Annotated in this window: 8 protein-coding genes and 4 pseudogenes; 6 read left to right on the forward strand and 6 right to left on the reverse strand. The window is 38.3% G+C overall.

Annotated elements, in window-relative coordinates; genetic code table 11:
- Positions 1–48 precede the first annotated feature (48 nt).
- Together cueO and E3U36_RS07530 are read right to left on the reverse strand one after the other, a co-directional pair.
- Positions 49–1,626: pseudogene (cueO, locus tag E3U36_RS07525) on the reverse strand (multicopper oxidase CueO).
- 102 nt (positions 1,627–1,728) lie between these two features.
- Entirely contained in the window at positions 1,729–2,652 is a 924-nt protein-coding gene (locus tag E3U36_RS07530) for an IS5 family transposase (RefSeq protein WP_180816081.1), read from the reverse strand.
- Between the two features lie 264 nt (positions 2,653–2,916).
- Between E3U36_RS07530 and E3U36_RS07535 the strand changes: the two genes are divergently transcribed.
- The 3 genes from E3U36_RS07535 to speD all read left to right on the forward strand — a co-directional run bounded on the left by E3U36_RS07535 (position 2,917) and on the right by speD (position 5,093).
- The gene (locus E3U36_RS07535) at positions 2,917–3,297 is read left to right on the forward strand and encodes a YacC family pilotin-like protein (RefSeq protein ID WP_180816082.1); all 381 of its coding nucleotides are present in this window, start codon (positions 2,917–2,919) and stop codon (positions 3,295–3,297) included.
- A gap of 105 nt (positions 3,298–3,402) precedes the next feature.
- Positions 3,403–4,266, forward strand: a complete 864-nt coding sequence (speE, locus tag E3U36_RS07540; RefSeq protein WP_180816084.1) for a polyamine aminopropyltransferase — start codon at positions 3,403–3,405, stop codon at positions 4,264–4,266.
- A 26-nt stretch (positions 4,267–4,292) separates the two neighbouring features.
- Positions 4,293–5,093 carry an adenosylmethionine decarboxylase gene (gene speD, locus E3U36_RS07545; protein WP_180816086.1) on the forward strand — a complete coding sequence of 267 codons (801 nt, stop codon included), beginning with the start codon at positions 4,293–4,295 and terminating at the stop codon, positions 5,091–5,093.
- 131 nt (positions 5,094–5,224) lie between these two features.
- Here the strand turns inward: speD and E3U36_RS07550 are convergent, their stop codons facing one another.
- Positions 5,225–5,851 (reverse strand): TetR/AcrR family transcriptional regulator, encoded by a 627-nt coding sequence (locus E3U36_RS07550; protein ID WP_180816088.1) that lies wholly within the window; start codon positions 5,849–5,851, stop codon positions 5,225–5,227.
- Between the two features lie 218 nt (positions 5,852–6,069).
- Between E3U36_RS07550 and E3U36_RS07555 the strand changes: the two are divergent.
- The 3 genes and pseudogenes from E3U36_RS07555 (at position 6,070) to E3U36_RS07565 (ending at position 9,883) form a co-directional block, all read left to right on the forward strand.
- Positions 6,070–7,294 (forward strand): annotated as a pseudogene (locus E3U36_RS07555) (Tm-1-like ATP-binding domain-containing protein).
- Between the two features lie 78 nt (positions 7,295–7,372).
- Positions 7,373–8,140, forward strand: a pseudogene (locus E3U36_RS07560) (phosphoenolpyruvate hydrolase family protein).
- 402 nt (positions 8,141–8,542) lie between these two features.
- Positions 8,543–9,883, forward strand: a complete 1,341-nt coding sequence (locus E3U36_RS07565; RefSeq protein WP_180816090.1) for an MATE family efflux transporter — start codon at positions 8,543–8,545, stop codon at positions 9,881–9,883.
- Positions 9,884–9,937: 54 nt separating this feature from the next.
- Here E3U36_RS07565 and yjiA read toward each other — a convergent pair whose 3' ends face one another.
- From yjiA to E3U36_RS07580, 3 genes and pseudogenes are all read right to left on the reverse strand, one after another.
- Positions 9,938–10,906 carry a GTPase gene (yjiA, locus tag E3U36_RS07570; protein WP_180816091.1) on the reverse strand — a complete coding sequence of 323 codons (969 nt, stop codon included), beginning with the start codon at positions 10,904–10,906 and terminating at the stop codon, positions 9,938–9,940.
- Positions 10,907–10,941: 35 nt separating this feature from the next.
- The gene (locus tag E3U36_RS07575; RefSeq protein ID WP_180816093.1) at positions 10,942–11,145 is read right to left on the reverse strand and encodes a YbdD/YjiX family protein; all 204 of its coding nucleotides are present in this window, start codon (positions 11,143–11,145) and stop codon (positions 10,942–10,944) included.
- Positions 11,146–11,216: 71 nt separating this feature from the next.
- Positions 11,217–13,369: pseudogene (locus E3U36_RS07580) on the reverse strand (carbon starvation CstA family protein).
- Positions 13,370–13,569 lie beyond the last annotated feature (200 nt).

The following is a 13,569-nucleotide window of genomic DNA, read 5'->3' on the forward strand; positions in this document are numbered from 1 at the left end:
TGCCCTCACTCAATATTGATTAACAACATAAATAAAATAGTTAATATCTTAGATAACCGAGAAACTGACCATCATGCCCGTATCTTCATGTTCTAACAAATGACAATGTGCCATATAAGGATGTGCCTGGGTTGCTAAATGATCAAATTTTACTAGCACCTCACTGATATCGCCATCAACTCGTACAGTATCTTTCCACCCTTGTCGGTGAGGAGCCACTGCTTGACCATTCTCGCTAAGGATCCGAAATTGGGTTCCATGAATATGAAAAGGATGTAACATCATGTCACCACGACCAGAAATGAGCCAGCGTTCATATTGACCTTTAACGACATTAAATGCCAATTCATGCATTGAAAAAGGTCGGCCATTAATACTGTTGGCATGCTGAAAATCGAAGGGTTGATTCATGACTTTGCCTTGCTGATGACTATTATGCATAGGATGATCGCCGTTGCTATTCATCATATTGTGATGGCCCTGCATATTCATACCCGCCAAAGCCTGCTCACCATACTGTTTTCTAAGCGCCATCATCCCTTGCATATCTAAACGGGCATCCATCATTAAATGCAATTGACGCTGTTTAATACCAGCCAAATCAGGCAATGAGGCAATAGAAGCTAAGCTATCAGGTAAAAAAGTGGCTCTCGCGTTCAATCCGGGCTCAATATGCAATAAGGCCAGAGGTTGATTAAAAGGTGCGAGTGTTATAGCCATTTGTTTGACTGGCAATGTAACAATATCAAACGCTTTACCATTTGAGGCATCTATCAGTACCTCAAAGCATTCGGCACTTATCATCGGTAATTTATCGACTGCAACAGGTTCATTTAGCAATCCACCATCACTAGCAATAACATACATTTTACATCCATCACTAGTTGCCAAATTTAAACTTTTGGCATTACAACCATTAAGAAAACGTAAACAACCATTAGGTGCTATATGTCTAGGTAATACAACGCCATTAGTCAACATAGTGTTAACAAACCAGCCAACAGCGGCACTCATTACATCAAGCTGATAATCTATCTGCCCGGCGCTATTTAAACGTTTATCCTGCAAAATGACCGGAATATCATCAATGCCCCATTGATTTGGCAATTTGAGTGATTGGCTGTTCTCATCCTCAATTAATACTAAACCCGCCAACCCCATGGCAACTTGATAACCCGTTTTGCCATGAGGATGCGGATGAAACCAACAAGTTGCCTCAGGCTGGTTAACCATAAAATTAACCCTCCTCACCGCATTTGGTTTAATTATTGAATGAGGGCCACCATCAACCTCGCCGGGGATCTTTAGTCCGTGCCAATGCAATGAGGTAGCCTCGGATAACTGATTATCAATATCAATAGTGACACGCTGGCCTGATTTAAGCTTAATAGCTGGTCCTAATAACGATCCATTATAACCCCATGTTAGCGCTGATTTTGCTGGTAAAAATTACGTTTTACCTTGCGTAACCCGGATCTTAATTTTGCCATGATTATCAGGCCATAATAATGGTGGAATAGGTAAAGAAGGATATTGAGTTGCAGATAATGCAGCGCGACTCCAGGTTGGTAATAAGCTTACTGAACCGATTGCCGCTGCCAGTTTCATAAAATCCCGACGCAACATAGCTTGCTCCTTTATTATGAGACCCTAATAAGATAAGGTATAGAATGGCTTTGTTGAATAAATCAGAATTAGCCGCCAGGATGGCTCCCTCTGCTACACCTGTTATCCGATCCTGACGCTGTGTGGCATACCCAACAACGTCATACGGTTCAGCGCTTTGACCATCGCCATTGCTTCACCTACCTGAGCCTCATAGTCACGCAGCCTCAGATGGCCACCCAGCAAAGTTTTTATGCGGAACATCGCTGTTTCTGCCACTGAACGCCGGTGATAACCCACTTTCTTTTTCCACATATCATTACTCCTGCTCAGACGCTGATTCGCCACCGCATGGTTACGTTCATGGTACTTGTCCGGCCAGTATTTCGCTCCGCTTCGCGGCGGGATAAGGGGCCTGATTTTCTTTCTTAGCAACGCATCTTGGCAGTAACAGGCGTCATAAGCACCGTCTGCTGACACTTCCCTGATTTTCCGGTGGTTTTGGTTAATCAGGCCCGGCAGTGCCTGCGCATCTGTCGTTCCGCTGAGCGATAAGTCGGCACAGATAATCTCATGAGTCACACTGTCTGCTGCCAGATGAAGCTTGCGCCACACTCTTCGTCTGTCAGCCCCATGCTGCCTGACTTTCCATTCACCTTCGCCAAAGACCTTCAGACCGGTACTGTCGATGACCAGATGCGAGATTTCACCACGCGTTGGCGTTTTTATGCTGATGTTGACGCTCTTTGCTCGTCTGCTGACCAGCGAGTAGTCCGGACAGCACAGCGGCAAAGACATGAGTTTAAAAATCGAATCAACGAAGCCCTGTAATGCCCGGAGCGACAGGTTAAACACACGCTTCATCATCAGGACAGTGGTAACAGTCATATCGCTGTAGTAAAGCGGCCGGCCACGACCTTCAGGCGAAGAACTGTCAGTCCATCCAGCGATGGCCGACTCATCAAGCCAGACCGTCAGGGAACCGCGTTGTCTGAGTGCCTTGTTGTACGCGGGCCAGTTGGTAATTTTAAACTTTTGCTTTGCCATGGGGACCTGATGTTGAAACGAATTTAGCGATCAGCTCCGCCAATCACCTAAAAGTTCGATTTATTCAACAAAGCCGTATAGAAGTTAAATGGTAGAAAATAGATAATTTCACTAAAATATAGAGGTTCCACTTACTGGAAGGTCAAGCCAATATTTTTATCTACTATGACAATATATTTATCTAGTTTTGCTAAAAAAAGTATACTTAATAGTGCTATAACTATTAATAGAATAAATTGATATTTAAATTATACAAATAACTGAATGCGTAAAATTATTTTTATTTCACATATAACTCTGCTTTTTTGGTTTGCTTTTTCAACCAAAGCATTTTCCCTATCAATCAATGAAACAGAAAATCTAGCTGATTTAACAGCTGTTTATATATTTTTAAAGCATGATTGTGGTTACTCACAAATTCCTGATCGTGAAATTGAAAGAGCAATCTTCTATTTTGCCCAGAGTAATCATTGGGATATAAGTAATTACGACAAAAGTGCCATGGCAAAATTAAATGAAGAGCGTTATGATGACTTAAAAAAAATCCCTATCCCTCGTAAAAAGAAATGCCGGGTGCTTGCCAATGACGCTTTAGCACTATTTGCCTATGTAGACGCTTTAGCACTATTTGCCTATGTAAAATAAATACTTTCTTTCGTTCATTTAGATAAGAAATTTCTAGCTGACCATTGAAACGAAACAAATTATTAGCTGCGCTTTTTTAACTCTGTTAGAAAGGAAAAGACAAGTATGTCAAAAAAAGAAATTTGGCTCGAAACACTCCACCATAATGTAGGTCAATATTTTACTATCGATAATATACTGTACCATAATAAAACAGCTCACCAAAATCTGATTATTTTTGAGAATGCTGAGATGGGGCGGATTATGGCTCTTGATGGCGTAGTACAAACAACTGAACGGGATGAATTTATATATCACGAAATGATGACTCATGCCCCTCTATTTACCCATGGTTGCGCTAAAAAAGTACTAATAATTGGCGGTGGTGATGGAGGAATGTTACGTGAAGTATGTCGCCATCAATATTTAGAAAACATTACTATGGTTGAAATTGATGCGGGTGTAGTGGAATTTTGTCGCCAATATCTACCCAATCATAATGCAGGGGCTTATAACGATCCGCGTTTTAAATTGGTCATTGATGATGGCGTCAATTTCGTTAAGACAACCCAGCAAAAATTTGACCTTATTATTTCTGATTGCACCGATCCTATCGGACCAGGAGAAGGGCTATTTACCTCAGATTTTTACAAAGGATGTGTCAACTGCCTGAATGAAAATGGCATTTTAGTTGCGCAAAATGGTGTTTGTTTCTTGCAACAAGATGAAGTAATTAATAGTCATCAAAAACTATCTAATTACTTTAATGATTGCAGCTTTTATCAAGCCGCTATACCGTCTTACTATGGCGGCATGATGACCTTTGCCTGGGCAAGTCAAACAGAAAAATTACGTCAAATACCCTTGCAAATATTGGAAAACCGTTTTAAAAAAGCAGAAATTATTTGTCGCTATTATACACCAGCACTGCATCTAGCCAGCTTCGCTTTACCACAGTACTTACTGGATTTACTCGCTAAAAAAGTTTAGTTTTACTCAATAGGAGGTGAAATAAATTGCAAAAATTGAAATTACATGGCTTTAACAATTTAACTAAAAGCCTAAGTTTCTGTATATATGATATCTGTTATGCCAAAACAGCAGCAGATCGCCATAGTTATTTGGCTTATATTGATGAACAATATAATGCAACACGCCTGACTGAAATCCTTACCGAAACCTGCTCTATCATTGACGCCAATATCTTGAATATTGCCCGACAAGATTATGAGCCTCAAGGTGCCAGCGTTACCATTTTGATCAGTGAAAATTCAACCAATCCCAAAGATGTAGACAACACCGAAAATCCGGGGCCATTACCAGATTCTATTGTTGCTCATCTGGATAAAAGTCATATTTGTGTTCACACTTACCCAGAAAGCCATCCAGAGTATGGTATATGCACTTTTAGAGCTGATATCGAAGTTTCCACTTGTGGCGTAATTTCGCCATTAAAAACTCTTAACTATCTTATCCATCAACTTGAATCAGATATTGTTACTATTGATTATCGTGTTCGTGGTTTTACGCGCGATGTTAATGGCATCAAACTCTATATTGATCACGAAATTAATTCCATCCAAAATTATATGCCAGAAGAATTTCAGTTTCAGTACCATATGATAGATGTTAACCTCTATCAGGAAAATCTTTTCCATACTAAAATGATGCTAAAAAACTTTGAGCTTAATCTGAATAATTATTTATTTAATACAATCGCAGAACAGCTGGCTGTTGAGGAAAAAAAACAGATTACTTATCTGTTGAAAAAAGAGATGCAAGAGATTTATTACGGCCGTAATTTGCCAGAATTATAATTTATAACGATTAGTGGATCGAGAGTAGATTCTTATCCACTAATCATACGACTCCATTCAGTGTTGATATCAATTTTTTACTTTAGCAACTTCTGGCACACTAAATGAACGTTACTTGCTAACAAACAGACCTATTGGCTTTTTTCATTATCTTTTATGGATTGATTATAAATCGCTGTTGCTATCCATTGGTTAATTTTTATTACCTCAGTATTGTCCATATTCCAGATATCTTTCATTACCAAAAAGACTTCAGAACCATAAATAAGGGAAAACGATCTCTTCACTTTCTCAATAATTTCAGGGGAAAAATCATCCTTCATAGGTTCAACTATCATCGCAAAAATATCTTTCCGATGTCCCCGAACTAAACGTTTTTCTACTTTTACTGTTGATGAGCGAGCTGCCGCCCATTGCTGCAAAGAAACTTGTAATGCTGCCCTAAGCGCCACTTCATATTGAAACATCCTCGGATAGGCAAATAACAATAATTCTTGGATCCGTTCTTCAGTTTTTTGGCTATCAGGCAAACAAGTTAAAATAGGCCCCAAGCTTTCACTCACAATGGCGGAAACTAGATCACTGTGAGTTGGAAAATAACGATAAGCTGTCGCTCTCGAAACATCAGCATGCGAGGCAACTTCAGAAACAGGAGGCAATTGTCCATCTTCAAACAAGCTCAATGCGGTAGAAATTAATCGGTTAAAAGTGCGTTTCCTGGTGCCAGTATAGTGTGAAGGAAAAGCAATTGACGTCATAAAATTTATCCTTTATTACTAACCAAAATGGATTTAAACGTCACCTTTACGATAACTTTTATAATTAGAATTTACTGCATAAAAAAACAATATAATGCTAAAGAGTTAAAAATAAATTGAGACTAATATCTCAATTTATAAAAAGCATAAATGATCGCTTACTTTTTTTTGCGCCTAGAATACTCCCATCCAAATCAGAAAACAATCAAGGATTTATTATGAAGGAACAGCAAAGTTATATCTACATTGCCGCAACACTAGATACCAAGGCAATCGAAACTTATTATGTTAGTCAACTTATAAAAAAAACTGGCTTAGCGGTACGTATTATTGATTTAAGTACTAATCCTAACAATTTGAATAATAAAACGGATATTAGTGCTGAAACTATTGCCAGCTATCATCCTTTAGGAAGAGAAGCTATCTTTAGCCAAGATAGAGTAAAAGCTATCGCAGCTATGGCAATCGCATTTGAGAAATATCTCTCACAACAAAAAGATGTTTTAGCTATTCTTGGATTAGGTGGTTCAGGTGGAACAGCGCTTATTACACCCGCAATTCAGTCTCTTGCCATCTGTATTCCAAAATTAATGCTCTCGGCGATGGCATCTGGTGATGTTTCAGGCTATATCGGTGCCAGTGATATCTCCATAATGTACTCAGTTACAGATATTTCTGGCCTGAATACTATCCCCGTAAAATTTTAAAAAATGCCGCTGCGCAAATCGCAGGTGCGGTGCTTTTTAATTCTGCTGATGAAGATGAAAACAAAAATAAACCAAATCTGGCGCTAACTATGTTTGGGGTAACAACACCCTGTGTCCAACAGTTAACCCAAAAATTAGATAATCATTATGATTGTTTAGTGTTTCATGCTACCGGAAGTGGTGGCAAAGCAATGGAAAAACTAGTTGATAGCCAATTATTGGATTGCGTGCTTGATATAACAACCACGGAAGTTTGTGATTACCTTTTTGACGGCATAATTGCCTGTGATGAAGATCGCTTTGGTGCCATCATGCGTACCCAAACACCCTATATCATCTCTTGTGGTGCATTAGATATGGTTAACTTTGGTCGTCCAACCGTCCAACCACCATCCCTGACAAATATAAAGATCGTCATTTTTATCATCATAATAGCCAAGTTACATTAATGCGCACCACAGCCGAGGAAAATTATCAGATGTGAGTCTGGATTGCGCATAAGCTGAATCAATGTCAAGGCGATGTTACTTTTATCATTCCAACCGGGGGATTTTCCGCCTGAGATATTGAAGATGGCGTTTTTTGGTCACCACAAGCTAATCAAGCCTTCATTGATGCGTTTAAATCAACCTACCAAACCACAGCTAACAGAAAACTGATAATCATTCCTTATCATATCAATTCAGCAGAATTTGGTCATAAAGTGATAGAATTGCACCAAGAACTAATGAATTAATTTGGAGTTATGAAAATTAAACAAACACGCGCATCATTATTAGCAAAATTCCAAATGATGATCTAACATGGTCAACCAATTATCGGTGGCGGTGCCGTCACAGGTTTATCAGCAAGATGTGCAGAAAAAGGAGGGATGAATCTGATTGTGATTTACAACTCTGGCCGCTATCGCATGGCTGGTAGAGGTTCATTGGCGGGTTTACTTGCTTATGGTAACGCCAACGATATTGTTATGGAAATGGCAAAAGAAGTTTTACCCGTGGTTAAAAATACTCCGGTATTAGCGGGTGTTAATGGTACCGACCCATTTTGCCAATTCGATACCTATCTTGACTCTTTAAAAATAATGGGATTTGCCGGTATACAAAATTTTCCTACTGTTGGTTTGATCGATGGTAATTTCCGAGCTAACCTTGAAGAAACAGGCATGGGATATGCGTTAGAAGTTGATGTGATCCGTCAAGCCCATAAAAAAGATTTATTAACAACGCCTTACGTTTTTAGTGCCATCGATGCGAAAAACATGACAGAAGCTGGTGCTGATATTATCGTCACGCATATGTGATTAACAACAGGTGGTTATATTGGTGGCAAAACAACTCACACGTTAGAGGATTGCGTAAAACTGATTAACGATTGGGCGGCAGCGGCAAAGTCTGTTCGTAAAGATATTATTGTACTTTGCCATGGCGGTCCTATTGCGACACCTGAAGATTCAAAATATATTTTACAAAATTGCCCTGATTGCCACGGTTTTTATGGCGCAAGTTCTATGGAACGTTTACCGGCAGAAACTGCCATTACTGAAACTACAAAAATATTTAAAACGATAAAACGAAAATAATTTTTAATACATTTTAGGTTGTAAAATCAACCAAACTTTTGATCGCTAACGCCAGGAGCCTGTGGTATTTACCACAGGCTTATTTTTATTAATTATTATTTAATTAATACCCAGCCTATAAAATGGACTCTTGCAACAAATTAATGATTGTTAATAATAAGTTACTATAGATTTGTTAATATTAATATCATCACTTAATTTGTTAATGCAAAACAACAAATTATAAAATAAAGAAAATTCTTAAGCATTCTATTTAATCTAACTAATAAAATTTAAATAAAAAAGACCGATATATAATAAATAGTTATATCATCTATCATACAAAAATAAAATGTGTAAAATATTTAACTGTTTTTTGTCTATTTTGCCAAAAATCTTCTTGTATATTTAAAAAGGTGCATAATGCATTCATCTGATGTTACTAAGCGCTCACTTTATTCGCTAAGTTGGCCAATTTTTATTGATATTTTGCTACATTTTGCGACATTACTTATCAATACTTATATGGTTAGTCACGTCTCCACCGCTTATCTAGCCGCAATGGGAGTAGGCAACCAAGTTTTTGATCTTTTTATCACCATATTTAACTTTATCAGTGTAGGATGCAGCGTTGTTATCGCCCAATATTTAGGGGCAGGTAAAAAAGAAAAGGCTAGTCATGCCATTCATATCTCTATTGCTTTTAATGTCCTATTAGGCTTTATCAGTGCCGCCATTATTCTACTCTTTGGCTATAAGATACTGGGTATCATGAATACACCAGCACATTTGCTGGATTATGGTTACGCTTATTTACATATTCTTGGTTTATGTTTAATACCAGAAGCAATTTCAATCATATTAGCGGCTTGCTTGCGTGTTTATTGCAAATCACAACCGGCAATGTGGGTAACATTTATTGCCAATCTGATCACCATCCTCGGTAATATGATCGTTTTATATGGTTTTTTTGGTTTACCACAATATGGCTTAACTGGCGTTGCCTGGTCTACAGCGATTGGTCGTATAGTCACTATAATATTACTTTTCTTCTTATTATTCAGTGGACTAAGGATCAAATTTGTACCCTCTTTGCTGTTACACTGGTCAAAAAATACGTTGAATAAAATATTAAATATCGGACTCCCTTCTGCAGGAGAAAATTTAGTCTGGATCTTACACTATATGGTTGCTTCTGCTTTCATCGGTTTAATGGGAGAAACCTCTCTTGCTGCTCAAACCCTCTATTTCCAACTTTCACTATTTATTATGCTATTTGGTATTTCTCTTAGTATTGGTAATGAAATCATGGTAGGTCATTTAGTCGGCGCCAAGCGTTTTGAAGATGCATACCAACGAGGCTTGAAAAGCTTAAAATGGGGATTTTTTATTACCATTGGTATTGTATTTTGCTTCTGGTTATTTCGTATACCTCTATTGGATGCAATTACTGAAGATCACAATATTATAAAGTTATTACTTCCGCTTTTCTTACTTTCTGTTTTTCTCGAGCCTGGCAGAACACTAAATATTATCATGGTAAATGCCTTACGTGCTGCTGGCGATGCCCGCTTTCCGTTTTGCACCGCACTTATTTCTATGTGGGGTATTGCGCTGCCAATCAGCTATTTTTTAGGTTTAAAAATGGAAATGGGATTATTAGGAATATGGCTTGGATTTCTATGTGATGAATGGCTACGAGGTTTAACCAATGCCTGGCGTTGGCACTCTAAGCGTTGGCAAACAAAACGGCTGGATATCTAATATTATTGCTACCTTTATTGTCTTTAAGTAACGAAGGTAGCCCAAAATAACTGATCAATTAACGCGTTCGGTTAATAATGCAAATTGTTGCCGAATTTCCTCTTCAGGTAAATGTAAACCAATAAAAACCATTACCCCTTGACGCTCCTCGCCATTTTGCCACTCACGATCCCAATCAGCACTATATAAACGCTGAACTCCTTGAAATATTAATCGGCAGGGCTGATGTTTAATCGCCAATATTCCTTTATAACGTAAGAGATTATCAGCATGGCGACATAATAACTTCTCCATCACTTTTGATCGTTCCGACAATTCAACTAATTGATCAAGATAGACAACGATTGATTGAATGGCATTTTGGGTGCTGGACATAAAAAGAAAAATAGGCTTTGAAATAGTTAAATTATCGTTAAGCATAAATCCATTTATGTTAAATAATGACTGTATCGCCATATCACCATGGGTGACTTGATAAATAGGTGCTCGGGTATTAATACGCTGTAAACGGGCTATTAATGCGGTATTATTTGCTTGAATATCGGTTTTAGTTAGCAAGATACAATCCGAATAACCAATCTGCACTTGAGCAATAATAAATTGATTAAGCTGTTTCTCAGCATGTACCGCATCCACAACCGCAATAATGCCATCTAACAAAAAACGTTGGCATAAAACTTTATGTGAAAAGAAAGTTTGCGTAATAGGGCCAGGATCAGCCATTCCAGTACACTCAATAATCAGGCGATAAAAAGCTAATTGCTTGTTATCTATAGAATTAAGTAAATCTAATAGCGTATTTTCCAATTCATTCGAACGATTATAACAAATACAACCATTGCTTAAGGTTGTTATCTGAGTGGCATTATCACCGATCAGCTCACTATCAATCGACTCTGCTCCAAATTCATTTTCAATAACTGCAATTTTATAACCATGTTCTTCATTGAGAATATGACGAAGCAATGTTGTTTTGCCTGCTCCCAGAAAGCCGGTCAATATTGTTACTGATATTGATGTCATGCTAAGCCTCAGTTATCACATCCATTGAATAATGGCTAGCAACGGCGAAAACCACCGTTATCACTACTAGCATAGCGCTCTGCCTGACGTTGCCGAAAAAATTCTTCATAACTCATGATCGATTGCTCAGGATGAGTATTACGCATATGCTGAACATAATTATCATAGTCAGGAATACCAATTAGCATAAGTGCCGCCTGCCCCAAATATTTACCTGCTTGTCCAAGATTATTAAACATATTTATTACCTCAAAAATACCCCACCTAAGCTTATAACCTACTTTGTGGAGAACAATGGATTTAATATTAATTAATGTGAGGAGGAAATTTTAATATCACTTTCAGCGACAGAAACATATGGTGTTTCAATATCTGAACGTTTAGCTGTTCTCCAGGCGTTTATCGCTATTTTAAGCCCAGAGAATATAATGCTATACACCACTAGTAAGAATAAAATACTTAATCCTGCATTGGTGTAGTTATTGATCACAATATGATGCATATCAGACAGTTTTTGAGCTGTTGTTACCGCAGTTGCCGTCGCTATTTTGTCTTTATATGAATGAGCCAAATAGATAAACCCTTCCAGCTGAGGATCAGAGCTAAATAACTTCAAACCTAACGCCCATGTCGTACATATTAATAGCAATATTGCTGGGACAAGCGTTACCCAAATATACTTAGTGCGCTTCATTTTAATCAAAATAACGCTACTTAATACTAACGCAACAGCGGCCAACATTTGATTAGAGATACCAAATAATGGCCATCAACTTTTAACCCCGCCTAGCGGGTCAACAACCCCTTGATAAAGTAGATATCCCCATAAACCAACAGAACCAGCAGTAGCAATAAAGCCAGCAATTAATGAATCTGTTTTTTTCAATACAGGAATAAAATTAGCCAAAAGATCTTGTAACATGAATCGACCAGAACGTGTGCCAGCATCCAAAGCAGTCAAAATAAATAAAGCTTCAAAAAGAATACCAAAGTGATACCAAAATCCCATATCAGCGGCAGGAATAATTTGCTGGAACACATAAGCAATACCTACCGCAAGTGTAGGAGCGCCACCGGCAAGATTCAAAATAGAATGTTCACCGATATCTTTAGCTGTTTGTACGATTTCCGCTGGCGAAATAATAAATCCCCAAGAGCTGACTGTTGCCGCAGCATGTACTGTAGCTGCTTTCAATTGCGCCATAATCATAGCTGCATCGGAGCCGCTTAATTCATGCAAATTAGGCATGGTAAAACCTAACGCTGCCGGTGGAGTATTCATGGCAAAATAGAGGCCAGGTTCAATGATAGAGGCAGCAACTAGTGCCATGATAGCCACAAATGATTCCATTAACATAGCGCCATAACCGATGTAACGCGCATCGGTTTCATTGGCTAATAATTTAGGCGTTGTTCCCGAAGCAATTAAAGCATGAAAACCAGACACGGCACCGCAAGCAATAGTAATAAATAGAAAAGGAAATAATGTCCCTTTCCAAACCGGACCGTTCCATCAACAAATTGGGTTACCGCTGGCATTTTTAAATCTGGATTCAGAATAATAATACCGATTGCTAAACCAACAATGACGCCTATTTTTAAAAAGGTCGCCAAATAATCTCGTGGCGCTAAAATCAACCACACTGGCAATAACGCTGAAATAAAAGCATAACCAATTAAGACATAAGTAATGGTGGTATCTTTAAAGGTTAACGCTGGTCCCCAATAAGGATCATGAGCAATCACACCACCAAACCAAATAGCCGCAATTAGCAGAATAATACCGATAATCGAGACTTCTGCAACACAACCAGGCCGAATATAGCGCATGTAAATACCCATAAAAAATGCAATCGGTACTGTTGAACAGACGGTAAACACTCCCCATGGACTTTCGGCCAATGCTTTTACTACAATTAACGCCAATACAGCTAATATGATAATCATAATCAAAAAGCAGCCGAATAATGCAATTGAACCTGGCACCACGCCCATCTCTTTTTTTACGATTTCCCCCAAAGAAATCGCATTGCGGCGCGATGAAATAAATAACACCATAAAATCCTGTACAGCACCGGCCAGCACCACCCCCGCTAACAGCCAAAGTGTACCGGGCAAATAACCAACCTGTGCCTCCAATACGGGCCCTACTAATGGGCCAGCGCCGGCAATGGCGGCAAAATGATGGCCAAATAAAACATTGCGATTGGTTGGCACATAATTTAATCCATCATTATTAAGAACTGCGGGTGTTGAGCGAGTTGGGTCAAGCTGTAATACTTGTTTGGCAATATACAAGCTGTAATAACGATATGAAATTAAATAAACGGCAATGGAAGTAACAATGATCCATAAAGCGCTAATATGTTCTCCACGTCTAAGGGCAACGACACCTAAACAAATAGCACCAATGATCCCTAATATTAGCCAAGGGATATGCCTTAATATATTATTCTTATTCATTTAAGAAACTCTTCCTAGGTTAAATAAATATGTCAAATGAGAATAATTTTTATTTATTCTTTTTAGCATTTGTTTTTTAATTCATGACAGTTAAAAATATCCTTTGTCATGCTCAATATAATAAATTGGAAGAGGTAGTGGTTGATTTTGTTCTATGTAAACGGTCAAATAAAATATTAAACGGTTAAATAACTCCAATG

Source organism: Arsenophonus endosymbiont of Aphis craccivora, from assembly GCF_013460135.1.
GTDB classification, from domain to species: Bacteria; Pseudomonadota; Gammaproteobacteria; order Enterobacterales; family Enterobacteriaceae; genus Arsenophonus; species Arsenophonus nilaparvatae.

Excerpts from the sequence above, each read along its gene's own strand:
- yjiA (WP_180816091.1), bottom strand. The coding sequence starts at position 10,906 with ATGACATCAATATCAGTAACAATATTGACCGGCTTTCTGGGAGCAGGC.
- E3U36_RS07530 (WP_180816081.1), bottom strand. The coding sequence starts at position 2,652 with ATGGCAAAGCAAAAGTTTAAAATTACCAACTGGCCCGCGTACAACAAG.
- speE (WP_180816084.1), top strand. The coding sequence starts at position 3,403 with ATGTCAAAAAAAGAAATTTGGCTCGAAACACTCCACCATAATGTAGGT.
- E3U36_RS07565 (WP_180816090.1), top strand. The coding sequence starts at position 8,543 with ATGCATTCATCTGATGTTACTAAGCGCTCACTTTATTCGCTAAGTTGG.
- E3U36_RS07575 (WP_180816093.1), bottom strand. The coding sequence starts at position 11,145 with ATGTTTAATAATCTTGGACAAGCAGGTAAATATTTGGGGCAGGCGGCA.
- E3U36_RS07535 (WP_180816082.1), top strand. The coding sequence starts at position 2,917 with ATGCGTAAAATTATTTTTATTTCACATATAACTCTGCTTTTTTGGTTT.
- E3U36_RS07550 (WP_180816088.1), bottom strand. The coding sequence starts at position 5,851 with ATGACGTCAATTGCTTTTCCTTCACACTATACTGGCACCAGGAAACGC.